The organism is Pseudomonas sp. PS01270, assembly GCF_029959775.1.
Lineage (GTDB): Bacteria > Pseudomonadota > Gammaproteobacteria > Pseudomonadales > Pseudomonadaceae > Aquipseudomonas > Aquipseudomonas atacamensis.
In genome coordinates, this window is record NZ_JASCPT010000062.1 from 1 (window position 1) to 25,469 (window position 25,469).

Sequence of the window (25,469 nt, forward strand, 5' to 3'; positions counted from 1 at the left end):
AGCTCGCTCCCACAGGAGAACGCATTTCAAATGTGGGAGCGAGCTTGCTCGCGAAGGGGGTGTAACTGTTGGTGTATGACGTGAGTCTGATCTCACCATTAGAGTGCAAAGCAGGGTCAAAAACCGACCTGATTTATATCCTGTGCACCATTTAATTTCATAACTGCGACATTTTGCTCTGTTCCTGTGCGCAATTCGTTTGTTACAGTCCGGCCCAATCTCCTCCAACGACAATAAATTTGCCGAGACTTTGCCCATGATCGAATCCGTCGAATCCTTCCTTGCGCGCCTGAAAAAACGCGACCCGGATCAACCCGAATTCCACCAGGCTGTCGAAGAAGTCCTGCGCAGCCTGTGGCCGTTTCTTGAAGCCAATCCGCACTACCTGACTTCAGGCATTCTCGAGCGCATCTGCGAGCCGGAGCGTGCGCTGGTGTTCCGGGTGTCGTGGGTCGACGATCAGGGCAAGGTCCAGGTCAATCGCGGCTTCCGTATCCAGATGAACAGCGCCATCGGCCCGTACAAGGGCGGCCTGCGCTTCCATCCGTCGGTGAACCTCGGCGTGCTGAAATTCCTCGCCTTCGAACAGACTTTCAAGAACTCGCTGACCTCCCTGCCCATGGGCGGTGGCAAGGGCGGTTCGGACTTCGATCCGAAGGGCAAAAGCGACGCTGAAGTCATGCGTTTCTGCCAGGCGTTCATGAGCGAGTTGTATCGCCACATCGGCGCCGACGTTGACGTGCCGGCCGGTGATATCGGTGTCGGTGCGCGGGAGATCGGTTTCCTCTTTGGCCAGTACAAGCGCTTGAGCAACCAGTTCACCAGCGTCCTCACCGGCAAGGGCATGACCTACGGCGGCAGCCTGATTCGCCCGGAAGCCACCGGTTTCGGCTGCGTGTACTTCGCCGAAGAAATGCTCAAACGCCGCGGGCAGAGCGTGGAAGGCAAGCGCGTAGCGATTTCCGGTTCCGGCAACGTTGCGCAGTACGCGGCGCGCAAGGTCATGGATCTGGGCGGCAAGGTGATTTCCCTTTCCGATTCCGAAGGCACGCTGTACTGCGAAGCAGGACTGAGCGAAGAACAGTGGCTGGCGCTACTGGAGTTGAAGAACGTCAAACGTGGGCGCATCAGCGAATTGGCGAGCGCCCATGGTCTGGAATTCCGCGCCGGCCAACATCCGTGGTCGCTGCCGTGCGATATCGCGCTGCCCTGCGCGACGCAGAACGAACTCGACGCCGAAGCCGCGCGCACTCTACTGCGCAATGGCTGCGTCTGTGTGGCTGAAGGCGCGAACATGCCGACCACGCTGGCGGCTGTGGATATCTTTATCGAGGCCGGCATTCTGTTCGCACCGGGCAAAGCGTCGAATGCCGGCGGTGTTGCCGTGAGTGGTCTGGAAATGTCGCAGAACGCCATGCGCCTGCTGTGGACCGCGGGCGAGGTCGACAGCAAGCTGCACGCGATCATGCAGTCGATCCACCACGCCTGCGTGCATTACGGCGAAGACAACGGTCAGGTCAATTACGTCAAGGGCGCGAACATCGCCGGCTTCGTCAAAGTCGCCGATGCGATGTTGGCGCAAGGCGTGGTTTAAGCCGGTTCGATGCGGATCACTTCGATCAGTTGATCGCCGGCAGGTCGCTGCCACAGCACCTCATCGTTGAGCCGGGCGCCGAGCAAGGCGCGGCCCAGCGGTGAGGCCCAGTTGATCAGGCCCTGACTGGCGTCGGCCTGATCTTCGCCAACCAGTTGCACGCGGTGTTCAGTGTCGTGTTCGTCGGCGAAGGTCACCCAGCTACCGATTTGGACCTTGTCGATGGAAGTCGCAGCAACTGCGACTTGGGCGCTGCTCAGGCGTTGAGTGAAATAACGCAGATCCCGTTGCAGATCGGCCAAGCGTTGCTTGTCGGCCTGCTCGCCCTTGGCCGTTTGCTCGGCGTGCAGGCTCTGCAACTCGGTGACCTTCGCCTGCAACTGCGCCAGCCCCTGCGGTGTGACGTAATTGGGCTGCGTGCTGACCTGACGTTCGACCGGCTGATCGGCCTGCGCGGCGGCGTTGTCTTCGTTGACGAATGCGCGACTCATGAAGTCCTCCTGTTAAAGGATTTGGGCCATGGTTGCCGGCATTTGGTTTCAACGGATGTCTGCAAGCGACCTATTGCGAGCGATAAGCCCGCCCGATGTCTTGGTCCTTCTGCTGCTGCCAGGCGCGTTCGCGTTCGTCCCAATGCTCGTTGCGATATTGCTCGCGATCCCTGTTTTCCAGCATCGCCTGACATTGGCGGAAGCCGTCGACCCAGCCGTCGGCGTATTGCTGGTCCTTGAGATAGCGCGGCACATTCTTGCGAAACTCACCGCTGATCGAGCCCGCCGCTTGCCGGCCGCTGACGCAACCGTCATCGAAACCGTCGGCGAAGGCCGGTGGATAACCCTTGGCGATCAAGTCTTCATGGGTGGTCTGGCAACCGCCCAGCGCCAATACAACACCCAACAATCCCACGCACCGCCACATCGCACTCTCCCGCGCCGATACTCGGCTCATAAGGAAAGTCTAGAAGGGGATTCATGAGGCGGCTGTCGAACGCCTGTGAAAAATCCATTGCACACCACAAAGCCCCTGTGGGAGCGAGCCTGCTCGCGAAGGCGTCGTGTCAGGCAACACTGCTATTGACTGACCCACCGCTTTCGCGAGCAGGCTCGCTCCCACAGGGAGATTTACACAGGCTCGGGATCAGTAGTGATACCACTTCACTTCAAGCATGACTTCCGTTTCCGGGCTGGCGAGCTGGCTGAATTCCCGCTGCGCGCTCAGGCGCAAACCGAGGTTGCGCGACAGCTCCCACTGCTGATTCAGGCTCAGGCTGCGGCGCACTTCGCCGTTGAAGAAGTAGTCGCCCTTGGCCTCCAGGCTCAGATTGCCCAGCGGGTTTTTCCATAGCACGCCGGTGTTGAAGCCACCAGCCGGGGAAACGAACTCGGCGAAGTCGTTGTTGTGCTCCACGCGCACCGTGCCCAGCGCAAAGCCGAGCACGTCTTCGCCCAACTGCCACGTGCCGCCGCCGCCACCGTTGACATGGCTGACCAGCGTTTCGTCGTCATGCTTGCCCGGCACCCGCTCAAGGCCACCGGTGACTTGCCACGACAGCGGTTGCAGCAGCTCGTTGCGCGGTGTCAGCGAACGAATGGTCGCCAGATCCAGTTGCTGTAACTGCCAGTCATTGCCTTCGTACTGGCGCAGCTTCAGTTGCAGGATCTCGATCTGCGCCCCGAGAGGAAAGCTTTCGGCGTTGTCATTGAGGTCGTGATAAGCCATGCGCAAGCCGTATTCGCCAAAGGCGCGATCGCCTCGCGTACCGAGGCCGGCCTGCCAGGTGCGGGACTCGTGGCCATCTTCGGGCAGACCGGGTTGCGGAATTTCCAGCTCCGGCGCCGGGTTCTTGTTGATCGCCCGCAGCAGTTCGAAACTTCGCTGCGCTCGTTGCGGGTCGCGCTCCTGACCGTTGGCGCGGTAGCGCTCCAGACGATAGGCAGCGTCAACGATCAACGCCTGACGCGCGCGCGGCAGCGCTTTGAACGTAGGCTCTTGCAGGACTTTTTGATCGGCGCTGACCTTGAGCACCCATTGCTGTTCGTCATCGCTCAATGGCTCGGCGCGGCTGAGCAGTTCACGTTCGCGGGACGGGCGATATTCGATGTGCTCGACCAGCCCGGCCTCTTTCACCGCTTTGACGGTGTCGGTGGGGATTGCGGTCAGGGGGAATTGTTCGGTCAGGCGCAGGCTCGGCCGCGCCACTTGCAGCAGCTCCAGCAAGCGATACGAGCAGTTTTCATCAAAGAAGAAATAGTCGAACTGGATCTGCTTGAGCTCCCACACATGTTCGACCATGCGTGCGGTTTCTTCCTGAGTCAGATTGAGCCGGTATTCCCACAGGTCACGGTTTTCCAGGCTGCGGTATTCCGAGAGTTTTTCCTGATACGGCACCAGCGCGAACAGCCCTGGGTAGCCGCCCATCAAGCCTTTCCAGGCATACAGAATGCTGTTGTCCGAGCCTTCGATGTACGCGCCGAAGTTGATCGCGTAGCTGAGCAGCGAGGTCTTGTCGGCCTGCACGTCCGCCTGATCGATGCGCAGCAGGGTGTGGCCGAACATCGACGACGGGCTGTTGAGGTACGCCGCCGGGAAAATCATCACCGCACTGTGCGGCGAGACGTCCTTGAACCATTGCTTGTATTCGGCGCATTCCGGCGCTGGCAGGTCAGCGAGATTGAGCTGCGCTTTCAGCCAGCGCGTGCGCGCGGGGTATACGCATTGTGCGTGTTGCTCGCCGAGGCTGGCCGGGGCGTACAACGCCTGCACGGTGGCGGCCAGTTCGCGATCCGGATGCTCGTTGCCGTCGGGCGCGAGAAAGAACTTCTTGTCGCTGACATAGCTGCGCCAGCCGCCGAGCTTGGCGGTTTCGTAATGACCGAGGGAAATCCAGAAGCGGTCGTTGGCCAGTTGCTGCAAACGTTGAGGATCGATGTGAGGCGCGGCGGACAGCGGGGCGCAGACACAGAGCGCCAGCCAGGCAAGGCGTTTGAGCATAGTCGGCAACTTGAACAGGAAAGAAATAAAAGACCCAAAGAGGGGCGGGCCAAAAAAAAACAAAACCCGCTTCCCGAAGGAAGCGGGCGAGGTCGAGCTTAAGCCTGAGTTGCGTACTTGGCCAGACGTGGGTCCGATTTCAGTACTGCCAGGGTGTTGGTATGCACGTCTTCAGCGGTCACGTCAGCTTTGCTGAAGATCTGCTGGAAGTGCTCGTGGGTCACTTGCGCGAAGTGCGCACGATCTTCCGGTGCTACGCCCAGGACCACGGCATAAGTGGTCAGCGCTTCGCCATTGCCTTTGGCCATGTCTTCGGACAGCTCGTTCATCATGCCATTCATGGCGAACCATGATTTACCGCCGTAGGTCAGCGATGCGTTGGTCGAGCAACCGTTGGTGCCGGAAGTCATACCGAACGTGGCGTTACCGGAAGTGCCGTTGGTGGTGGAAGCAAGGAAGTGCGCCGGGGTGCCACGCTGACCTTCGAACAGCATGTTGCCCCAACCGCAATCCGGGCCGCCCGGGGCTTGCGCCATTGCGTTGATGGATACAGCGGTGAAGAGAGTACCGAGAAGAATCCGTTTCATAGCTTTGTTCTCTTTATGTGCATACCAATGGACAGGGTTCTGGCCCTTCGTGCTCTGCCCGAGGACAAAGCCGAAAGTGTCAGTGGGCCGGTATTAGTTCCAGCCGCGCAGTTTGGAGTTTAGGCACGTTCCAGCGGTTCCGTGACTTTTTGCAAAATATTTGGAATAAACCTCTGATTTATCGGGACGCGTCGGCCGGCCGCGCGCTTGTCTATGCTTTGTCATGTGGCGCGCCTTGCCAGTGGGGCACGGGCAGCGCCAGAATGCCGCTACCTGCCCCGCCTGATTGTTAAGGAAGCCCGATGCCTGATCCTGTTGCTGCCAGCCTGCGTCTTGCGCCCGAAGCGCTGACTCGTCCGTTTTCCGCTGAACAGTTCAGCTTCACTAGCACCAATGATCTGGAGCCCTTTCGCGGTGTGCTCGGCCAGGAACGCGCGGTCGAAGCCTTGCAGTTCGGTGTGGCGATGCCACGCCCCGGTTACAACGTATTTGTCATGGGCGAGCCCGGCACCGGCCGGTTCTCGTTCGTCAAACGCTACCTGAAAGCCGAAGGCAAACGCCTGCAGACCCCGGCGGACTGGGTCTACGTCAACAACTTCGATGAGCCGCGCGAACCGCGCGCACTGGAGCTGCCATCGGGCACGGCGGCCTCGTTCATCGGCGACATCAACGGCCTGATCGACAACCTGCTGGCGACTTTTCCGGCGGTTTTCGAACACCCGTCCTACCAGCAGAAAAAAAGCGCCATCGACCGTGCCTTCAACCAGCGCTACGACAAGGCGCTGGACATCATCGAGCGGCTGGCCCTGGAAAAGGACGTCGCGCTGTACCGCGACAGCAGCAATATCGCCTTCACGCCGATGCTCGACGGCAAGGCCCTGGACGAAGCCGAATTCGCGCAGTTGCCGGAAGCCGAGCGCGAGCGTTTTCACGATGACATTTCCGGCCTCGAAGAGCGCCTGAACGAAGAACTCGCCAGCCTGCCGCAGTGGAAGCGCGAGTCGAACAATCAACTGCGTTCGCTCAACGAAGAAACCATCACCCTGGCCTTGCAGCCGTTGCTGGCGCCGCTGTCGGAGAAGTACGCAGAGAACGCCGGGGTCTGCGGTTACCTGCAAGCGATGCAGGTCTACCTGCTGAAAACCGTGGTCGAGCAACTGGTCGACGACAGCAAGACCGACGCCGTCGCGCGCAAGTTGCTGGAAGAACAATACGCACCAAGCCTGGTGGTCGGGCATCCGGCCAGCGGCGGTGCACCGGTGGTGTTCGAGCCGCATCCGACTTACGAAAACCTGTTCGGCCGCATCGAGTACACCACCGATCAGGGCGCGCTCTACACCACTTACCGGCAGTTGCGTCCGGGTGCGCTGCACCGCGCCAATGGTGGTTTCCTGATTCTTGAAGCGGAAAAAATGCTCAGCGAGCCGTTCGTGTGGGATGCGCTCAAACGCGCCCTGCAATCGCGCAAACTGAAAATGGAATCGCCGCTGGGCGAGATGGGCCGCTTCGCCACCATGACCCTGAATCCGCAGCACATCCCGTTGCAGGTCAAAGTCATCATCATCGGTGCGCGGCAGCTGTATTACACGCTGCAGGATCTCGATCCGGACTTCCAGGAGATGTTCCGCGTTCTGGTCGACTTCGACGAAGACATCCCGATGGTCGACGAAAGCCTCGAGCAGTTCGCCCAGCTCCTGAAAACCCGTACTTCGGAAGAAGGCATGGCGCCGCTGACCGCCGATGCGGTGGCGCGGCTGGCGACCTACAGCGCACGACTGGCCGAGCATCAGGGGCGCTTGTCGGCGCGCATTGGCGATCTGTTCCAACTGGTCAGCGAGGCGGATTTCATTCGCCATCTGGCCGGCGATGAAATGACCGACGCCGGCCATATCGAACGCGCCCTGAAAGCCAAGGCCACTCGCACCGGGCGGGTCTCGGCGCGGATTCTCGACGACATGCTCGCCGGGATCATCCTCATCGACACCGACGGTGCGGCGGTCGGCAAGTGCAACGGGCTGACAGTGCTGGAGGTCGGCGATTCGGCGTTCGGCGTGCCGGCGCGGATTTCCGCCACGGTCTATCCGGGCGGCAGCGGCATCGTCGACATCGAGCGTGAGGTCAACCTCGGCCAGCCGATTCACTCCAAAGGCGTGATGATCCTCACCGGTTATCTGGGCAGCCGTTATGCCCAGGAATTCCCGCTGGCGATCTCGGCGAGCATTGCGCTGGAGCAGTCGTACGGTTACGTCGACGGCGACAGCGCATCGCTGGGCGAGGCGTGCACGCTGATTTCGGCGCTGTCGAAAACCCCGCTCAAGCAATGTTTTGCCATCACCGGTTCGATCAACCAGTTTGGCGAAGTGCAGGCGGTCGGCGGGGTCAACGAGAAGATCGAAGGCTTCTTCCGCCTCTGCGAAGCACGCGGCCTGACCGGCGAGCAGGGCGCAATCATTCCCCAGGCCAACGTCGCCACGCTGATGCTCGATGAGAAAGTCCTCGCCGCCGTGCGCGCCGGGCAGTTCCACGTGTATGCGGTGCGTCAGGCCGATGAGGCGCTGAGCCTGCTGGTGGGCGAGCCGGCCGGGGAGCCGAACGCCGATGGCGAATTCCCCGAAGGCAGCATCAATGCGCGAGTGGTTGAGCGCCTGCGCGATATCGCCGAGATGATCAGCGATGAGGACCTGAAAGAGGCCGAGAAGGAACTGGCGCAGGAGGCTCTCGCCGAAGCCAAACCGGCCTGATCAGTTCACGCCAGACCCTGTGGGAGCGAGCCTGCTCGCGAAAGCGCTGTATCAGTCGACGAATGAGTTGGCTGATCCATCGTCTTCGCGAGCAGGCTCGCTCCCACAATGCTTTTCCAGATTGATCTCTGCGGGGATCTTCGGGGAATGTGCCACTACTCTGGCGCCAATATTCACACAATGACCATTCGGCGCCTTCTGGTTCCATTTGGCTTGCGCGGGACACTTTTCTTCTATTCTCAGGTCAAGGATATCGACAGTATCACTGGATCGAGCCAGTCCTCCCGTGGGGGCTGAATACCGGCTTTACCGAGGGTCGCCGCCATGTCGCGCAACCTCTGTCTCACCCGTCAATGCCTGGGTCTGGTGACCCGGATCGAATGCGCCGTCAAGCCGCTGGCCGGCGACAACGGCATGTGGACGCTGCTCTTCGCGGCCGGCATGGCCGGCGAACAACCTTCCGCGATCAAAGCCCAGGGCCCGTTCCACGGCCCGGTCGCGGCCGAGTCGATTCTCGACACCATCGTTGAAAGCCTGACCTTGCATGGTTACGAACTGGCCGATGACCCGCAGATCTGGAGCCTGCATCTGCAAGCCCAGTTGCGGCAGATCAACGGCGGCCGTGGGCGCAGTCTCAACGGTTAAGGCGTTGTCTGGTCCACCTGCGCCTTGTCGAGCTTGACCTCAAAGCCGTATTGCACGGTGGCGAGGTCGGTGCGCTGATAGGTTTCCACGCGAGTCGGGCGACCATAAAAGTAGTGCACGCCGAGTAGCGCCGGGCCTTCGGTGCTGGCGTCGTGGCTGACCGAAAGAATCTGCTTGAGGTAGTGGCCACTGTCGTCCTTGACGAAGAAACGCCATTCGTTGGCCGGGAAGGTTTTCAGGTCGACCACCAGCGTGTTGTCCTTGATCGCCAAGCCTTTGGGCAATGACTGCGCGTCGTAGGATTGCTTCGCCACAGTCGCCAGGAACAACGGCATCGAGCCCACGGCAATCGCCGGGGTTTCCGGAAACAGGTTCAGATCATAAGTAATCGTCGCTTGCAGCGGATCGACCTGGTACGCCTCGGGCGGCAGTTCGATCGGCTCGTCGAGTTTGCCGCCGCGCTTTTCCGTAAAGAAGGTCACCGGGCTGACGCCGGGGTTGAGTTCGTCGCCAAGCAATTCGTCGTTGAAGGTGCGGCGGTGGGAAAACTCTATACGCGCCGCGCTCGGCTCTTCCACCGATTGGTGAATGCGCACGCCGGCCTTCAATTGTTCTTCGGTCAGGTCCGCGCCTTTGAGCCAGTTGGCGGCGAGATCGTCATACACCACAACTGGCAGGTCCAGCGGCTGCACGGCTTTGGCCGTGGTGTGCGGGTTGAAGGTGCGCACCGGCAGGTCCAGGGATTTGCGCGTCACTGTTGCCGAGGAGAAGTCGAGCACGCTGACTTCCAGTGTGTCGATCGGGCCGTGGAAATACACCTTGTTGTAGCGGCGCGGGTGGTCTTTCTCGAAGGCTTGCTGGTCGTCGCTGAGCTGTTTTTCCAGGGTGTCGCTCCAGCTCTTCTGCTTCTGTAACTGCGTCAGTTGCTTCTGGTAAAACTCGACCTGCTCCGGGCTTTCGTTGATCGAACCGGCGCGCACCAGGTATTGGCCACTGGCGTCGCGGGCCTGGACGATCAGCGGATTGATCCGGGTTTCGGCGACTTCTGCCGCCAGCGGCAGGCTGTTGCTGACTTCGACCTCGGCATAGTTCTTTTCCAGCTTGAGCAGTTTGACGCTGAGGTTGTCATTGGTGCGAGTCTGGCCGACGTCTTTCTGCGTCAGGTCAAAGCTGTACAAGCGCCGTGGCGCGATGACTTCGACCTGGCCTTGCAGGCTGACCGGTTGTGGCAGGCTTTTTTTGTCGACGTTGAGGCCATCGATGAACGGGTAGGTCACCGTCAGGTCATCGGGATTGGTCACGTTGGAGCTGGACGGGCTGAGCTGAATGCCGGGGTCGGTTTCCGACCACTCCGGCTGCCAGGCGATCACGCGTTTGTTGCTCAACGTGACCGAATGCCATTCGATGCCGTGCGGAAACAGAAAACCGCCGGGAATGTTCAGGTTGAATGGGAATACCGGCTGCAGATCGGTGAGGTAATCCGAGCTGGCGTCCTTGTGCAGCACGAACAGACCGTCGATGAAGGTATCGACCAGCGCTTGCGGGGTAGGGTAGTGCTTGAGCACGGCGAGGGCGTCTGCGCCGTATTCGGTATGCGGGGTGATGTCGTCGAGCTTGAGTCGGGCGCGTTCGAGCAACAGCAGCGAACCGCCGAGTTCGGTGATGGCGTCCTTGAGCTTGGGATCGCTGATTGTGTCCAGTGACTGTTCGAAGGTGGCGGTCTTTTCGTCAAGGTTGGCGACTTGCTTTTCATCGCCGGGCGAGCAACCGCCGATGAGCAAGGCGAGGCAGATTCCGGCAGTCGTCAAGGCTGATCGCACATCCATTTCCACGCGTCCTGTCCACTGTCATTGGGCTGTCAATGCTTTGGACACTAGCAGAAAAACTTTGTCACACACACGCAGGTGGCGGATTTTCCGGCGGTTTCTGGCTGTCACAGCGGGCTGTTATACTCGCCGCCATTTCCAGCCCCTTGTGTGAGAGTCAATGGAACGCTTTATCGAAAATGCAATGTACGCCACCCGCTGGCTGCTGGCGCCGATCTACATCGGCCTGTCCCTCGGTCTGCTGGCGCTGGCATTGAAGTTCTTCCAGGAAATCATCCATATCCTGCCCAATGTCTTCGCCATGGCTGAATCGGATCTGATTCTGGTGCTGCTGTCGCTGATTGACATGGCGCTGGTGGGTGGTCTGCTGGTGATGGTGATGATTTCCGGCTACGAGAACTTCGTCTCGCAACTGGACATCGACGAAGGCAAAGAGAAGCTCAGCTGGCTGGGCACCATGGACTCGTCGTCGCTGAAGATGAAGGTCGCGGCGTCGATCGTGGCGATCTCCTCGATCCACTTGCTGCGCATCTTCATGGATGCCAAGAACGTCGATCCTGAGCATCTGATGTGGTACGTGATCATTCACATGACTTTTGTGGTGTCCGCGTTTGCCATGGGTTACCTGGACAAGGTCACCAAGCACTGATCAGCCGATCAAGGCAAAAAAACCGCCCGTCTGTTGCGAAACAGACGGGCGGTTTCGTTTGTGGCTTGTGCTTTCAAGCGCAGCGGCCTATGCCTGTAACGGTGCGATTCGCCACGGTGTGAGGTGCTTCCATGAACCTGCAAGAGTTGAACGCGTTTGCTGTTGCCAGGAAGGTCGACGAGTTGAACCTGATCTCCATGGAAGGAGGCATTTACCTGTTGGAAGCGAGGATGCATGGGACGGCGTATCCGTTGAGCGATCTCAAGGGCAATATGCTGACGCTGCGCTCAGTGGAGCACGCGCGGGATCTGCTGCATGCCTTCCCGGTTCTGCCCTTCAACCTTGTGCACACCTCAGTCCATGACGAAATGTGCGGGCTGGTCGCTGACCTCGATGAAAGCCTGAAAGTGCCGCTCGCCTGGCGCTCGGCCCTGTAGCCCCGGCCCCAAGTCCGGGGTATCTGTGCTAGTCTGCTCGCCCTTTTGGTTCCGGGCGCGCCGGGACGCGCTGTGCACGCACGGCAAGTCCTGTGGCCGTCCGCACAGCGGAGCAGTGTCATGTCCGAAGTAAATCTGTCCACCGACGAAACCCGCGTCAGCTACGGTATCGGCCGTCAACTCGGCGACCAGCTGCGCGACAACCCGCCACCGGGTGTCAGCCTGGACGCGATCCTGGCCGGCCTGACCGACGCTTTCGCCGGCAAGCCAAGCCGTGTTGGCCAGGAAGAAATGTCCGCCAGCTTCAAGGTGATCCGCGAGATCATGCAAGCTGAAGCAGCGGCCAAGGCTGAAGCTGCGGCTGGCGAAGGCCTGGCCTTCCTCGCCGAAAACGCCAAGCGTGACGGCATCACCACCCTGGCTTCCGGCCTGCAATTCGAAGTACTGACTCAGGGCGACGGCGCCAAGCCGACCCGTGAAGACCAGGTGCGTACGCACTACCACGGCACCCTGATCGACGGCACTGTGTTCGACAGCTCCTACGAGCGCGGCCAGCCTGCAGAATTCCCGGTTGGCGGCGTGATCGCTGGCTGGACCGAAGCCCTGCAACTGATGAATGCCGGCAGCAAATGGCGCCTGTACGTGCCGAGCGAACTGGCTTACGGCGCACAAGGCGTGGGCAGCATCCCGCCGCACAGCGTTCTGGTGTTCGACGTCGAGCTGCTCGACGTTCTGTAATACCGAGCCTGCCTTGATGGCGGGCTGAAAAATGTGGGAGCGAGCTCGCTCGCGAAGGCGGTTTTTCAGTCGACTCATTCGTTGACTGATTTATCGCTTTCGCGAGCAAGCTCGCTCCCACAGGTTTTTTTAATGCTGCTCATATTTCGATCTTGTTGTGCAGCTCATTGGTCGGGCGCAACGCCCGGGCATAGCAGAACAGGAACAGATTGCGCACCAGCTCCTTGAGTACCAGCGGCTCGCTCGAATTGAGGCTGCTGACGTCCAGATCGCCTTGATCCTGCAGCTCATGCAACGCTTCTTCTTCAAGCACTGCGCAGACTTCGCCGGTTTCCCGATGGAGGATTCTGAGGTAAGGGTGTGGGCGATCCAGCCAGGCGTCGATCAAATAAGTCATGGGGCTCATCTCCTTGAAAGGTTTCAATGAGAATAATTCTTATTCATCAAATAGCAAGTGCCTATTGGCGTATCGTGGAGTTTTCCGGGTAAAGGTTGTGTCAGGTCAAAATGACTGGCTGATGGCCATGCGCGGATTCATTGAGCCGAAGCGGGGAGGGCAAAGCTCCATCCCACGGCTGGCGCAGGATGGATGACGCAAGGCTCAGACTTTTCTGACGAACTCGGATTTGAGCTTCATCGGACCGATGCCGTCGATCTTGCAGTCGATGTCATGATCGCCATCGCACAGGCGGATGTTCTTGACCTTGGTGCCGACCTTGACCACCAGCGATGTGCCCTTGACCTTGAGGTCCTTGATCACGGTGATGGTGTCGCCGTCCTGCAGGACGTTGCCGACCGAATCTTTCTTCACGGCATCATCAGCCGCCACTTCGGCTTCGCCGCTGGCAGACCACTCGTGGGCGCACTCGGGGCAGACCAGTTGGGTGCCGTCTTCGTAGGTGTATTCGGAATTGCATTTCGGGCAGGGTGGCAACGTGCTCACTAAGGTTCCTTGGGTATCAGGAGGGCTAAAGGGCGCACATTGTATAGGGTTTTAGCTTTTCAGGCAGTCAAAAGCAAAAGATCGCAGCTTCGGCAACCCCCGTAGGAGCTGCCGAAGGCTGCGATCTTTCGATCTTGTTTCAGCAATATCAGTGCGTGCGGGCTACCGCGAACTCGCTCAGTTCCACCAGCGCATCGCGGTATTCGCTGGCCGGCAGCGCCTCGAGGCACTTGATCGCGCGGGCCACGTAATCGCGGGCCAGTTGCGCGGTGTACTCCAGCGAGCCGGACGCTTCGACGGCGATGCGGATGCTTTCGAGGTCTTCGATTCCGCCTTTCTGGATCGCCTGACGCACCAGTGCCGCCTGTTCGGCCGTACCTTCGCGCATGGTGTAGATCAGCGGCAGGGTCGGCTTGCCTTCGGCCAGATCGTCGCCGACATTCTTGCCCAGGGTTTCCGCGTCGCCTTTGTAGTCGAGCAGGTCATCAACCAGCTGAAACGCCACACCCAGGTGATCGCCGAACGTGCGCAGGGCTTCGCTCTGCTCGGCGGTCGCGCCGGCGAGCGCGGCGGCGCTGTGGGTAGAGGCTTCGAAGAGCATCGCGGTCTTGCCGCGGATGACTTCCATGTAGGTTTCTTCGCTGGTGCTGGCGTCACGCACCTTGGACAGCTGCAACACTTCACCTTCAGCGATGATGCGCGTGGCCTGGGAGAGGATCTTCATCACCGGCATCGAGCCCAGTTCGACCATCATTTCGAACGAGCGCGAATACAGGAAGTCGCCGACCAGCACGCTCGGGGCATTGCCCCACATGGCGTTGGCGGTCGAGCGGCCACGGCGCATGCCGGACATGTCGACGACGTCGTCATGCAGCAGGGTCGCGGTATGCAGGAATTCGATGGTGGCGGCCAGCAGGCGCATGTCGTCGCCTTCGCGACCCAGGGCCTTGCCACACAGCAACACTAATAAAGGACGCAGGCGTTTGCCGCCGGCCGACGTGATGTAATCGCCGATTTTCGATACCAGCGGCACTCGAGACGTCAGCTGCTTCTTGATGATGCCGTCGACGGCGCTAAAATCGTCCGCCACCGCGCGGTAGAAAGCTTGGGGTTGCATCAGCGAGAGTCGCTCCAGAAGGGTTGCGCGGCATGCTAGGACCCCCGTCCAGACCTGTCAAGGCGCGATGGACGGCCACTTGCGCGAGGCAGATTGCTTGCGTACAATCGCGCACCCTGAACTTCCTGGGCAGCACCTGCCTTACGCAATTGCACTTGGGCCGTTCCAGCCCCATGCAGCCATGCCAGCCAATACCTCTTCTTATAAAGAGCTGGGTGAGCAGGATTATCGGAGAAATACCATGTACGCAGTAATCGTTACCGGCGGTAAGCAATACAAGGTCGCTGAAGGTGAATACCTGAAGATCGAAAAACTGGAAATCGCTACTGGCGAATCCGTGACTTTTGATCGCGTTCTGCTGGTCGCCAACGGCGACGACGTGAACATCGGCGCACCAGTTGTTGCTGGCGCAACCGTCAAGGCTGAAGTGATCTCCCAAGGTCGTCACGATAAAGTCCGCATCATCAAGTTCCGTCGCCGTAAGCACCACATGAAGCGTATGGGCCACCGCCAGTGGTTCACCGAGATCAAAATCACCGGTATTCAGGCTTAATTACAGCCTAATTCCTCACTAGGAGAATTGAACTCATGGCACACAAAAAAGCTGGTGGTAGTACCCGTAACGGTCGCGACTCAGAAGCCAAACGCCTTGGCGTGAAGATGTATGGCGGCCAGGTCATCAAGGCCGGCAACATCATCGTGCGTCAGCGCGGCACCCAATTCCACGCTGGCTACGGCGTTGGCATGGGCAAGGATCACACTCTCTTCGCTAAAATCGAAGGCGTGATCAAGTTCGAAGTAAAGGGCGCCTTCGGTCGTCGTTACGTGAGCGTAATCGCGGCTTAATCGCGAGATCGCTGGAGAAGCCCTGTCTTGCGACGGGGCTTTTTCGTTTGTGGGGTGAGTCTCTTGCAAAGCTGTTTGTATGGGCTGTCGGCGTGCGATGCAGGTCGTGTCTTGGGGTCGCTGCGCTCATTTTTGCAAGAGTCTTATGTCTTGATTGTTTTTCGGCTCGTCCGTACGGCGAGAGGCGTTGGTTATGAAGTTTGTTGATGAAGTATCGATTCGCGTAAAGGCCGGTGACGGTGGTAACGGTGCCATGAGTTTCCGCCGGGAAAAATTCATTGAAAACGGCGGCCCGAACGGCGGTGATGGCGGTGACGGCGGTTCCATCTACATGATGGCCGACGAAAACCTCAACACCCTGGTCGACTACCGTTACACCCGTCACTTCGATGCCGAGCGTGGCTCCAACGGTGGCAGCACCGACTGCACCGGCAAGAAGGGCGAAGACCTGATCCTGCGCGTGCCGGTCGGCACCACCGTGATCGACTCTGCCACTCAGGAAGTCATCGGCGACCTGACCAAGGCCGGTCAGAAACTGATGGTAGTGCAGGGCGGCTGGCACGGTCTGGGCAACACCCGTTTCAAATCCAGTACTAACCGTGCACCGCGTCAGACCACGCCAGGCAAGCCGGGCGAGCAGCGCGACCTGAAACTGGAAATGAAAGTGCTGGCCGACGTCGGTCTGCTGGGCTTGCCGAACGCCGGTAAAAGTACCTTTATCCGTTCGGTCTCGGCCGCCAAGCCGAAAGTCGCCGACTACCCGTTCACCACGCTGGTGCCGAACCTGGGTGTGGTCAGCGTCGATCGTTGGAAGAGCTTCGTCATTGCCGACATTCCGGGTCTGATCGAAGGCGCTTCCGACGGTGCCGGCCTGGGCATTCGCTTCCTCAAGCACCTGGCGCGTACGCGTCTGCTGCTGCACCTCGTCGACATGGCGCCGCTGGATGATTCCAGTGCTCCGGACGCGGCTGAAGTGATCGTCAACGAGTTGATCAAGTTCAGCCCGTCGCTGGCCGAGCGTGATCGCTGGCTGGTGCTGAACAAGTGCGACCAGATTCTTGAAGAAGAGCACGATGCTCGCGTCAAGGAAATCGTTGATCGCCTGGAATGGACCGGTCCGGTGTACGTGATCTCGGCCATCGCCAAGATCGGTACCGAGCGTCTGTGCCACGACATCATGCGTTACATGGAAGACCGTGCCGATCGCCTCGCCGCAGATCCTGCATACAAGGAAGAGCTGGCCGATCTCGATCAGCGCATCGAAGACGAAGCTCGCGCGCAGTTGCAGGCGCTGGACGACAAGCGTGCCCTGCGTCGCAGCGGCGTTAAGTCGGTCCATGACATCGGCGACGATGACTGGGACGAAGAAGATGTGGATGACGAAGACGGTCCGGAAATCATTTACGTGCGTGACTGATCCGTTGCGATAAACTTGAACGCCGCTCAATCGAGCGGCGTTTTAGTATCCGGAAATCGATCGTTGGTCAGCAATCGCCACGATTAACGTCACGGGCAGTGCCAGGTCGCGCTGCCCTCAAGCTAAGGTTGAAGATGATGCGGAGCAAGGTGACAGGTGCGCAGCGTTGGGTCGTGAAGATCGGCAGCGCTTTGCTGACAGCTGACGGCAAAGGGCTGGATCGCGCGGCAATGAGTGTCTGGGTCGAGCAGATGGTGGCGCTGCATGAGGCGGGCGTCGAGCTGGTGCTGGTGTCCTCCGGGGCGGTGGCGGCCGGCATGAGTCGCTTGGGCTGGACCGCACGACCCAGCGCCATGCACGAGCTCCAGGCGGCCGCTGCAATCGGTCAGATGGGGCTGGTGCAGGCGTGGGAGTCGAGCTTCGCCGAGCATGGCCGGCACACTGCGCAGATTCTCCTGACCCACGACGACCTGTCCGACCGCAAGCGCTACCTCAACGCCCGCAGTACCTTGCGTGCGCTGGTCGAGCTGAAAGTCATTCCGGTGATCAACGAAAACGACACCGTGGTCACCGATGAAATCCGTTTCGGCGATAACGACACGTTGGCGGCGCTGGTGGCCAATCTGGTCGAGGCCGATCTGCTGGTGATCCTTACCGATCGCGACGGCATGTTCGACGCCGATCCGCGCAACAATCCTGATGCGCAACTGATTTATGAAGCGCGCGCCGATGATCCGACTCTGGATGCGGTCGCCGGCGGTACCGGCGGTGCGCTGGGGCGCGGCGGCATGCAGACCAAGCTGCGCGCGGCGCGCCTGGCAGCGCGTTCCGGTGCGCACACCATCATCGTCGGCGGGCGCCTTGAGCGCGTGCTTGATCGTCTCAAGGCGGGCGAGCGCATCGGCACGCTGCTATCGCCGGAGCGCGGCATGCTCGCGGCGCGCAAGCAGTGGCTGGCCGGTCATCTGCAAACCCGTGGCACTCTGGTGCTGGATGAGGGGGCGGTGTCGGCGTTGTCCAAGGGCAACAAAAGCCTGCTGCCGGTGGGGGTGAAACTGGTTCAAGGCAGTTTCCGTCGCGGTGAGATGGTCGTCTGCGTAGCGCCGGATGGTCGTGAGATCGCTCGGGGTCTGGCCAATTACAGCGCCCTGGAAGCGCAAAAAATCATCGGTCAGTCGTCGGATGCGATTGTCGGTTTGCTCGGTTACATGGCGGAGCCGGAACTGGTTCACCGTGACAACCTGATTCTGGTCTAAGGAAAATTCGATGCGTGTAGCGAAAGGATTGTTGGGTCTGCTGATGGCCATGCCATTGCTGGCCTCGGCCGAGGAAATCGGCCAGGTGTCGACGGTGTTCAAGTTTGTCGGGCCGAATGACCGGATCGTGGTCGAGGCGTTCGACGATCCGAAAGTCGAAGGCGTGACCTGCTACCTGTCGCGCGCCAAGACCGGTGGAGTGAAGGGTGGTCTCGGTCTGGCAGAGGATCGTGCTGAGGCGTCGATCGCTTGTCGCCAGGTCGGGCCGATCAAGTTCAAGGGAGAGCTGAAGGATGGCGACGAGGTGTTCAAGGAGCGCACTTCGCTGGTGTTCAAGACCATGCAGGTGGTGCGTTTCCTCGACAAGAAGCGCAACACGCTGGTGTACCTGGTCTACAGCGATCGCTTGATCGAGGGCAGTCCGCAGAATGCGGTCACGGCCATCCCGATCCTGCCGTGGGTGCCGGTCCAGCAATAAGCGCCACCAATCCGAACTGTGGGAGCGAGCCTGCTCGCGAAGAGGTCATGTCGGTCGATAGAAATATCAACTGGCAGATCGCATTCGCGAGCAGGCTCGCTCCCAAATTTTTTTGCCTGTAGCTTGTTGAATCACAGGCAATAAAAAACCGACCCTGAGGTCGGTTTTTTAATGACTACGTCGATTAAGCGGCTTCTTTCAGCGCTTTGACGTGGCCATTCAGACGGCTCTTATGACGAGCAGCCTTGTTCTTGTGGATGATGCCTTTATCGGCCATACGGTCGATAACTGGCACGGCCAGAACGTATGCAGCTTGAGCTTTTTCAGCGTCTTTTGCGTCGATGGCCTTAACTACATTCTTGATGTAGGTACGAACCATGGAACGCAGGCTGGCGTTGTGGCTGCGACGCTTCTCAGCCTGTTTTGCACGTTTTTTGGCGGAAGGTGAGTTGGCCACCGTCGAGCTCCTCGAAAGACTTTTTAGGAAATAGCAAACAAAATAGGCCGCGAATCATGCCGATGAAGACTTGTCTTGTCAAGGGCACTTGAATCGTTCCGCTAAGTGGTAGGTATAAAGAGGCGGGATATTTATTTCCGGCGCTTGACCTGTAAACTCGCGAGCTTTGGCTCTGTGCTGTTGCGGCGCGGAGTATCGCACAAGTAGGCGCATTGTTCGCCTGCTGTTTATCGACAGGCACAAACTCTCTCAATGAATCTGCTCAAATCGTTGGCCGCCGTCAGCTCTATCACGATGCTTTCCCGGATTCTGGGTTTTGTTCGTGACACGTTGATAGCGCGGACATTCGGCGCCGGGATGGCCACGGATGCCTTCTTTATTGCGTTCAAACTGCCCAACCTGCTGCGGCGCATCTTTGCCGAAGGGGCTTTCTCCCAGGCTTTCGTGCCGATTCTGGCTGAATATAAAAGCCAGCAGGGCGAAGAGGCGACGCGCACCTTTATTGCCTATGTGTCGGGCCTGCTGACGCTGGTATTGGCGGTGGTGACGGCGCTGGGCATGATCGCCGCCCCTTGGGTGATCTGGGCCACAGCGCCCGGTTTTACCGATACCCCGGAGAAATTCCAGCTCACCTCCGATCTGTTGCGGGTGACCTTTCCTTATATATTGCTGATCTCGCTGTCGTCGCTGGCCGGCGCGATTCTGAATACCTGGAACCGCTTCTCGGTGCCGGCCTTCGTGCCGACTCTGCTCAACGTCAGCATGATCGTGTTTTCGCTGTTCCTCACGCCGTACTTCGATCCACCGGTCATGGCCCTTGGCTGGGCGGTGCTGGTCGGCGGTCTGGCGCAGTTGCTGTATCAGCTGCCGCACCTGAAAAAGATCGGCATGCTCGTGCTGCCACACCTGAACCTGCGCGACAGCGGCGTGTGGCGGGTAATGAAGCAGATGCTGCCGGCGATTCTCGGCGTGTCGGTCAGTCAGATTTCGCTGATCATCAACACCATCTTCGCCTCGTTTCTGGTCGCAGGTTCAGTGTCGTGGATGTATTACGCTGACCGCTTGATGGAATTGCCGTCGGGCGTGTTGGGTGTGGCACTGGGCACGATTCTGCTGCCGACACTGGCCAAGACCTATGCCAGCAAGGATCGTCACGAGTATTCGCGAATCCTCGATTGGGGGCTGCGCCTGTGCTTTGTGCTGGTGCTGCCGTGCGCATTGGCGCTGGGGATTCTTGCTGAACCGCTGACTGTTTCATTGTTTCAGTACGGCCAGTTCAGTGGCTTTGATGCCGAGATGACCCAGCGTGCGCTGATTGCCTATTCTGTCGGCCTGCTCGGGATTATCGTGATCAAAGTGCTGGCGCCGGGCTTTTATGCGCAACAGAACATTCGCACCCCGGTGAAAATCGCGATTTTCACGCTGGTCTGCACGCAGTTGTTCAACCTGGCGTTGATCGGCCCACTGGCCCATGCCGGCCTTGCCTTGGCGATCAGTGCCGGTGCTTGCCTGAACGCCGGGCTGCTGTTCTATCAGCTGCGCAAGCAAAAGATGTATCAACCGCAACCGGGCTGGGGCAAATTCGGCTTCAAGCTGGTCGTTGCGGTGACCGTGATGTCGGCGGTGTTGCTGGCGGGCATGCATTTCATGCCCGCGTGGGATGAGGGGCATATGCTCGAGCGCTTCCTGCGGCTGGGCACGCTGGTGGTTGCTGGCGTGGTGGCGTATTTCGGTATGTTGCTGCTGCTGGGTTTCCGCCTGCGCGACTTCAATCGCAAGGCCTTGAGCTGAGGTTTCAGCCTTTATCGACAGGCACGGGCCGGCGGTTTTGTCGGCTCGTTCACTTTGCGTTACGGTGTTGCCTGTCGTCGGCCGTCGGGTGTGGTTATAATCGACCACTTTATGAGCAAGAAGCGCGTTATGCAGCTGGTTCGAGGCCTCCACAACTTGCGCCCCCAGCATCGGGGCTGCGTCGCCACTATTGGCAACTTTGACGGTGTTCACCGTGGTCACCAGGCTATCCTGGCCCGGCTGCGTGAGCGTGCGCTCGAGTTGGGCGTACCCAGCTGCGTGGTGATTTTCGAGCCGCAGCCACGGGAGTTCTTTGCTCCCGACACCGCACCGGCACGTCTGGCGCGGTTGCGCGACAAGCTGCAGTTGCTGGCCGCTGAAGGCGTCGACCGGGTGCTGTGCCTGGCGTTCAACCAGCGGCTGAGCAAGCTCAGCGCCAGTGAGTTCGTCGATACCATTCTGGTCGATGGCCTTGGCGTGCAGCATCTGGAGGTCGGTGACGATTTCCGTTTCGGTTGCGACCGCCTCGGCGATTTCGATTTTCTGATGCAGGCCGGGCAGGTTCACGGTTTCACCGTCGAAGCGGCGCAAACCGTCGAGCTGGACGGCATTCGCGTCAGCAGCACGCAGGTGCGCAACGCCTTGGCTGCGGCCGATTTTGCCTTGGCCGAACGCTTGCTCGGCCGTCCGTACCGCATCGCCGGTCGCGTGCTGCATGGTCAGAAACTGGCCCGGCAACTGGGCACGCCCACTGCCAACATTCAACTCAAGCGTCGTCGCGTGCCGTTCACCGGCGTCTATCTGGTGAATGTCGATATCGACGGCAAGACCTGGCCCGGTGTCGCCAATATTGGCGTGCGTCCCACGGTGCAAGGGGATGGCAAAGCCCACCTCGAGGTCCATCTGTTAGATTTTGCCGGCGATCTGTATGACCGGCGTTTGACGGTGGTTTTCCACCAAAAGCTGCGTGAAGAGCAGCGCTTCGCCTCTCTGGAGGCATTGAAAACGGCGATCAATGCGGATGTCGCCACCGCCCGTGCACTAGCCGCACCTAGCGCCCATCGCTAATGAAGAGCCTTAAATGACCGACTATAAAGCCACGCTAAACCTTCCGGACACCGCCTTCCCAATGAAGGCCGGCCTGCCACAGCGCGAACCGCAGATCCTGCAGCGCTGGGACAGTATTGGCCTGTACGGAAAGTTGCGCGAGATTGGCAAGGATCGTCCGAAGTTCGTCCTGCACGACGGCCCTCCGTACGCCAACGGCACGATCCACATCGGTCACGCACTGAACAAGATTCTCAAGGACATGATCATCCGCTCGAAAACCCTGTCGGGTTTCGATGCGCCGTATGTCCCGGGCTGGGATTGCCACGGCCTGCCGATCGAGCACAAGGTGGAAGTGACCCACGGCAAGAACCTCGGCGCGGATAAGACCCGCGAGCTGTGCCGTGCCTACGCCACCGAGCAGATCGAAGGGCAGAAGTCCGAGTTCATCCGTCTCGGCGTGCTGGGCGACTTCGCCAACCCGTACAAGACCATGGATTTCAAGAACGAGGCCGGTGAAATCCGCGCCCTCGCCGAAATCGTCAAGGGTGGTTTTGTCTTCAAGGGCCTCAAGCCAGTGAACTGGTGCTTCGATTGCGGTTCGGCTCTGGCTGAAGCGGAAGTCGAGTACGAGAACAAGAAGTCCTCGACCATCGACGTTGCGTTCCCGATCGCCGACGAAGCCAAACTGGCTGCGGCCTTCGGTCTGGCCTCGCTGAGCAAACCTGCTGCGATCGTGATCTGGACCACCACCCCGTGGACCATCCCGGCCAACCAGGCGCTGAACGTGCACCCGGAATTCAACTACGCCCTGGTCGATATCGGCGACAAGCTGCTGGTGCTGGCTGAAGAGCTGGTCGAAGCCTGCCTGGCGCGCTATGGCGTGGAAGGTTCGGTCATCGCCACCACCACCGGTAAAGAGCTGGAGCTGATCAACTTCCGTCACCCGTTCTACGATCGTCTGTCGCCGGTGTACCTGGCTGACTACGTTGAACTGGGCGCTGGCACCGGCGTAGTTCACTCCGCCCCGGCCTACGGCGTGGACGACTTCGTGACCTGCAAGAAATACGGCATGGTCAACGACGACATCCTCAACCCGGTACAGAGCAACGGCGTGTACGTGCCGTCGCTGGAATTCTTCGGCGGCCAGTTCATCTGGAAGGCCAACCCGGCCATCGTAGAAAAACTGACCGAAGTCGGTGCGCTGATGCACACCACCGTCATCGAACACAGCTACATGCACTGCTGGCGCCACAAGACCCCGCTGATCTACCGCGCCACCGCGCAGTGGTTCATCGGCATGGACAAGGAGCCAACCAGCGGCGACACCCTGCGCGTGCGCTCGCTCAAAGCCATCGAAGACACCAAGTTCGTTCCGGCCTGGGGCCAGGCGCGCCTGCACTCGATGATCGCCAATCGTCCGGACTGGTGCATTTCGCGTCAGCGCAACTGGGGCGTGCCGATCCCGTTCTTCCTCAACAAGGAAAGCGGCGAGCTGCACCCGCGTACCGTCGAGCTGATGGAGGAAGTCGCCAAACGCGTTGAAGTCGAAGGCATCGAAGCCTGGTTCAAACTCGACGCTGCCGAACTGCTCGGTGATGAAGCGCCGCGGTACGACAAGATCAGCGACACCCTCGACGTCTGGTTCGACTCGGGCACCACGCACTGGCACGTTCTGCGCGGTTCGCACCCGATGGGCCACGAGAGCGGCCCGCGTGCCGACCTCTACCTGGAAGGTTCCGACCAGCACCGTGGCTGGTTCCACTCCTCGTTGCTGACCGGTTGCGCCATCGACAACCACGCGCCATATCGCGAGCTGCTGACGCACGGCTTCACCGTCGACGAGTCCGGCCGCAAGATGTCCAAATCGCTGGGCAACGTGATCGCGCCGCAGAAGGTCAACGACACCCTGGGCGCCGACATCATGCGTCTTTGGGTCGCTTCGACCGACTACTCCGGCGAAATGGCGGTGTCCGAGCAGATCCTGCAGCGCAGCGCGGATGCCTACCGTCGTATCCGTAACACCGCGCGCTTCCTGCTTTCCAACCTGACCGGTTTCAACCCGGCCACCGACCTGTTGCCGGCCGAAGACATGCTGGCGCTGGATCGCTGGGCCGTGGATCGTACGCTGCTGCTGCAACGCGAGTTGCAAGAGCACTACGGCGAATACCGTTTCTGGAACGTGTACTCTAAGATCCACAACTTCTGCGTGCAGGAGCTGGGTGGTTTCTACCTCGACATCATCAAGGACCGCCAGTACACCACCGGTGCCGACAGCAAGGCCCGGCGCTCGTGCCAGACTGCGCTGTTCCACATCTCTGAAGCGCTGGTGCGCTGGATCGCGCCGATCCTCGCCTTCACTGCTGACGAACTGTGGCAATACCTGCCGGGCGAGCGTAACGAGTCGGTCATGCTCAACACCTGGTACGAAGGCCTGACCGAGCTGCCGGAAGGCTTCGAGCTGGGTCGCACCTACTGGGATCGCATCATGGAAGTGAAGGTTGCGGTCAACAAAGAGATGGAAATCCAGCGTGCGGCGAAAGCCGTCGGTGGCAACCTGCAGGCCGAAGTGACGCTGTTTGCCGAAGAGGCGCTGAGCGCCGATCTGGCCAAGCTGAGCAACGAGCTGCGCTTTGTCCTGATCACCTCGACTGCCAGCGTTGCACCATTCGTGCAGGCTCCGGCCGATGCAGTGGCCACCGAAGTCAGCGGTCTGAAACTGAAGATCGTCAAATCGGCGTTCCCGAAATGCGCACGTTGCTGGCATTGCCGCGAAGACGTCGGCGTGAACCCGGAGCATCCGGAAATCTGCGGGCGTTGCGTCGACAACATCAGCGGTGCTGGCGAGGTTCGTCACTATGCCTGATGCCATTGGCCGTTTCGGACGGCTGAGCTGGCTGTGGTTGAGCTTGCTGGTTCTGGTCATTGACCAGGCCAGCAAGTTCTACTTCGAAGCCAAGCTCGAAATGTTCCAGCAGATCGTGATCATTCCCGATCTGTTCAGCTGGACCCTGGCCTACAACACTGGCGCTGCTTTCAGCTTCCTCGCCGACAGCTCCGGCTGGCAGCGCTGGCTGTTTGCCCTGATCGCGATTGTGGTCAGTGCCGTGCTGGTGGTCTGGCTCAAGCGTCTGGGTCGCAACGACACCTGGCTGGCCGTCGCCCTGGCGTTGGTGCTGGGTGGCGCGCTGGGCAACCTGTATGACCGCATTGCCCTGGGCCATGTGATCGACTTCATTCTGGTGCACTGGCAGAACCGCTGGTATTTCCCGGCGTTCAACATTGCCGACAGCGCGATCACCGTTGGCGCGATCATGCTGGCACTGGACATGTTCAAATCGAAGAAAACCGAAGAGGCTGCTCATGACTGAACCGCTATCGACTGAGCAACGCATCGGCCAGAACACCGAAGTCACCCTGCACTTTGCTTTGCGCCTGGAAAACGGTGACACCGTCGACAGTACCTTCGACAAGGCCCCGGCGACGTTCAAGGTCGGCGATGGCAACCTGCTGCCGGGTTTCGAAGCCGCACTGTTCGGCTTCAAGGCCGGCGACAAGCGCACCCTGACCGTCGAGCCGGAAAACGCTTTTGGTCAGCCGAACCCGCAGAACGTGCAGACCATCCCGCGTTCGCAGTTCACCGACATGGAGTTGTCGCCGGGTCTGCTGGTGATCTTCAACGATGCGGCCAATACTGAATTGCCAGGTGTGGTGAAGGAATTCGACGACACGCAAGTGACCGTCGACTTCAACCACCCGCTGGCGGGCAAGACGCTGACCTTTGACGTGGAAATCATTTCCGTCAAAGCGATCTAAAAATGCAGGAGTGAGCTTCTGTGGCGAGGGGATTTATCCCCGCTGGGGTGCGAAGCGCCCCCAGACCAGTCAACGGATTCTGAGATAAGTCCG

Annotated in this window: 25 protein-coding genes and 1 pseudogene; 17 read left to right on the forward strand and 9 right to left on the reverse strand. The window is 59.8% G+C overall.

Annotation, left to right across the window (positions count from 1 at the left end):
- Positions 1-256: 256 nt before the first annotated feature.
- Positions 257-1,594 carry an NADP-specific glutamate dehydrogenase gene (gene gdhA, locus QMX86_RS17140; RefSeq protein WP_122506666.1) on the forward strand — a complete coding sequence of 446 codons (1,338 nt, stop codon included), beginning with the start codon at positions 257-259 and terminating at the stop codon, positions 1,592-1,594.
- Here the strand turns inward: gdhA and QMX86_RS17145 are convergent.
- Both QMX86_RS17145 and QMX86_RS17150 read right to left on the reverse strand, forming a co-directional pair.
- Complete coding sequence (locus QMX86_RS17145) at positions 1,591-2,085, reverse strand: GreA/GreB family elongation factor (protein WP_282387834.1); 495 nt, start codon at positions 2,083-2,085, stop codon at positions 1,591-1,593. The genes gdhA and QMX86_RS17145 overlap by 4 nt on opposite strands.
- A 70-nt stretch (positions 2,086-2,155) precedes the next feature.
- Positions 2,156-2,512 (reverse strand): hypothetical protein, encoded by a 357-nt coding sequence (locus QMX86_RS17150; RefSeq protein ID WP_039761717.1) that lies wholly within the window; start codon positions 2,510-2,512, stop codon positions 2,156-2,158.
- A 53-nt stretch (positions 2,513-2,565) separates the two neighbouring features.
- Here QMX86_RS17150 and QMX86_RS17155 point away from each other — a divergent pair.
- A pseudogene (locus QMX86_RS17155) lies at positions 2,566-2,709 on the forward strand (DUF4381 domain-containing protein); the annotation flags it as partial.
- A gap of 22 nt (positions 2,710-2,731) precedes the next feature.
- Here the strand turns inward: QMX86_RS17155 and QMX86_RS17160 are convergent.
- Together QMX86_RS17160 and QMX86_RS17165 are read right to left on the reverse strand one after the other, a co-directional pair.
- Positions 2,732-4,585: a DUF4105 domain-containing protein gene (locus tag QMX86_RS17160; protein WP_024014368.1), complete on the reverse strand. Its 1,854-nt coding sequence runs from the start codon at positions 4,583-4,585 to the stop codon at positions 2,732-2,734.
- Positions 4,586-4,683: 98 nt separating this feature from the next.
- Entirely contained in the window at positions 4,684-5,172 is a 489-nt protein-coding gene (locus QMX86_RS17165) for a DUF3015 domain-containing protein (RefSeq protein WP_016773112.1), read from the reverse strand.
- 302 nt (positions 5,173-5,474) lie between these two features.
- On the opposite strand from QMX86_RS17165, the gene QMX86_RS17170 reads away from it, so the two are divergent.
- On the forward strand, positions 5,475-7,913 hold the full coding sequence (locus tag QMX86_RS17170; RefSeq protein ID WP_282387463.1) for an ATP-binding protein: 2,439 nt from the start codon (positions 5,475-5,477) through the stop codon (positions 7,911-7,913).
- A gap of 324 nt (positions 7,914-8,237) precedes the next feature.
- Entirely contained in the window at positions 8,238-8,558 is a 321-nt protein-coding gene (locus tag QMX86_RS17175; protein WP_016773114.1) for a hypothetical protein, read from the forward strand.
- On the opposite strand, the gene QMX86_RS17180 is transcribed toward QMX86_RS17175, so the two are convergent.
- On the reverse strand, positions 8,555-10,384 hold the full coding sequence (locus QMX86_RS17180) for a hypothetical protein (RefSeq protein ID WP_122706052.1): 1,830 nt from the start codon (positions 10,382-10,384) through the stop codon (positions 8,555-8,557). The two genes, QMX86_RS17175 and QMX86_RS17180, sit on opposite strands and share 4 nt — an antisense overlap.
- Positions 10,385-10,544: 160 nt before the next feature.
- Here QMX86_RS17180 and QMX86_RS17185 point away from each other — a divergent pair, with 160 nt between their 5' ends.
- From QMX86_RS17185 to QMX86_RS17195, 3 genes are all read left to right on the forward strand, one after another.
- The gene (locus tag QMX86_RS17185) at positions 10,545-11,033 is read left to right on the forward strand and encodes a TIGR00645 family protein (RefSeq protein ID WP_016773116.1); all 489 of its coding nucleotides are present in this window, start codon (positions 10,545-10,547) and stop codon (positions 11,031-11,033) included.
- A 131-nt stretch (positions 11,034-11,164) separates the two neighbouring features.
- Complete coding sequence (locus QMX86_RS17190) at positions 11,165-11,470, forward strand: DUF6482 family protein (RefSeq protein WP_024014365.1); 306 nt, start codon at positions 11,165-11,167, stop codon at positions 11,468-11,470.
- Positions 11,471-11,590: 120 nt separating this feature from the next.
- Positions 11,591-12,208, forward strand: coding sequence for an FKBP-type peptidyl-prolyl cis-trans isomerase (locus QMX86_RS17195; RefSeq protein ID WP_016773117.1), 618 nt, complete (start codon positions 11,591-11,593; stop codon positions 12,206-12,208).
- 139 nt (positions 12,209-12,347) lie between these two features.
- Here the strand turns inward: QMX86_RS17195 and QMX86_RS17200 are convergent, their stop codons facing one another.
- From QMX86_RS17200 to QMX86_RS17210, 3 genes are all read right to left on the reverse strand, one after another.
- The gene (locus QMX86_RS17200) at positions 12,348-12,605 is read right to left on the reverse strand and encodes a hypothetical protein (protein ID WP_016773118.1); all 258 of its coding nucleotides are present in this window, start codon (positions 12,603-12,605) and stop codon (positions 12,348-12,350) included.
- 204 nt (positions 12,606-12,809) lie between these two features.
- The gene (locus QMX86_RS17205; RefSeq protein WP_016773119.1) at positions 12,810-13,151 is read right to left on the reverse strand and encodes a zinc ribbon domain-containing protein YjdM; all 342 of its coding nucleotides are present in this window, start codon (positions 13,149-13,151) and stop codon (positions 12,810-12,812) included.
- A gap of 148 nt (positions 13,152-13,299) precedes the next feature.
- Positions 13,300-14,268 (reverse strand): polyprenyl synthetase family protein, encoded by a 969-nt coding sequence (locus tag QMX86_RS17210; RefSeq protein WP_016773120.1) that lies wholly within the window; start codon positions 14,266-14,268, stop codon positions 13,300-13,302.
- Between the two features lie 241 nt (positions 14,269-14,509).
- On the opposite strand from QMX86_RS17210, the gene rplU reads away from it, so the two are divergent.
- From rplU to QMX86_RS17235, 5 genes are all read left to right on the forward strand, one after another.
- Positions 14,510-14,821: a 50S ribosomal protein L21 gene (gene rplU, locus QMX86_RS17215; RefSeq protein WP_007924746.1), complete on the forward strand. Its 312-nt coding sequence runs from the start codon at positions 14,510-14,512 to the stop codon at positions 14,819-14,821.
- Positions 14,822-14,856: 35 nt separating this feature from the next.
- Positions 14,857-15,114, forward strand: coding sequence for a 50S ribosomal protein L27 (gene rpmA / locus QMX86_RS17220; RefSeq protein ID WP_016773121.1), 258 nt, complete (start codon positions 14,857-14,859; stop codon positions 15,112-15,114).
- A gap of 193 nt (positions 15,115-15,307) precedes the next feature.
- On the forward strand, positions 15,308-16,531 hold the full coding sequence (cgtA, locus tag QMX86_RS17225; protein ID WP_016773122.1) for an Obg family GTPase CgtA: 1,224 nt from the start codon (positions 15,308-15,310) through the stop codon (positions 16,529-16,531).
- 137 nt (positions 16,532-16,668) lie between these two features.
- Positions 16,669-17,787, forward strand: coding sequence for a glutamate 5-kinase (gene proB, locus QMX86_RS17230; RefSeq protein ID WP_039761700.1), 1,119 nt, complete (start codon positions 16,669-16,671; stop codon positions 17,785-17,787).
- A 10-nt stretch (positions 17,788-17,797) separates the two neighbouring features.
- Positions 17,798-18,265, forward strand: coding sequence for a CreA family protein (locus QMX86_RS17235; RefSeq protein WP_039761698.1), 468 nt, complete (start codon positions 17,798-17,800; stop codon positions 18,263-18,265).
- Between the two features lie 184 nt (positions 18,266-18,449).
- On the opposite strand, the gene rpsT is transcribed toward QMX86_RS17235, so the two are convergent.
- Complete coding sequence (gene rpsT, locus QMX86_RS17240) at positions 18,450-18,722, reverse strand: 30S ribosomal protein S20 (protein ID WP_003228351.1); 273 nt, start codon at positions 18,720-18,722, stop codon at positions 18,450-18,452.
- 252 nt (positions 18,723-18,974) lie between these two features.
- Here rpsT and murJ point away from each other — a divergent pair, with 252 nt between their 5' ends.
- From murJ to fkpB, 5 genes are all read left to right on the forward strand, one after another.
- Positions 18,975-20,513: a murein biosynthesis integral membrane protein MurJ gene (murJ, locus tag QMX86_RS17245; RefSeq protein ID WP_282384814.1), complete on the forward strand. Its 1,539-nt coding sequence runs from the start codon at positions 18,975-18,977 to the stop codon at positions 20,511-20,513.
- Positions 20,514-20,642: 129 nt separating this feature from the next.
- On the forward strand, positions 20,643-21,581 hold the full coding sequence (ribF, locus tag QMX86_RS17250) for a bifunctional riboflavin kinase/FAD synthetase (RefSeq protein WP_016773125.1): 939 nt from the start codon (positions 20,643-20,645) through the stop codon (positions 21,579-21,581).
- Positions 21,582-21,594: 13 nt separating this feature from the next.
- On the forward strand, positions 21,595-24,426 hold the full coding sequence (ileS, locus tag QMX86_RS17255) for an isoleucine--tRNA ligase (protein ID WP_282384813.1): 2,832 nt from the start codon (positions 21,595-21,597) through the stop codon (positions 24,424-24,426).
- Positions 24,419-24,931: a signal peptidase II gene (gene lspA / locus QMX86_RS17260; RefSeq protein ID WP_024014359.1), complete on the forward strand. Its 513-nt coding sequence runs from the start codon at positions 24,419-24,421 to the stop codon at positions 24,929-24,931. The genes ileS and lspA overlap by 8 nt, the downstream gene beginning before the upstream one ends.
- Positions 24,924-25,376, forward strand: coding sequence for an FKBP-type peptidyl-prolyl cis-trans isomerase (gene fkpB / locus QMX86_RS17265; RefSeq protein ID WP_016773128.1), 453 nt, complete (start codon positions 24,924-24,926; stop codon positions 25,374-25,376). Before lspA ends, fkpB begins: the two co-directional genes overlap by 8 nt.
- The last annotated feature ends 93 nt before the right edge of the window (positions 25,377-25,469 follow it).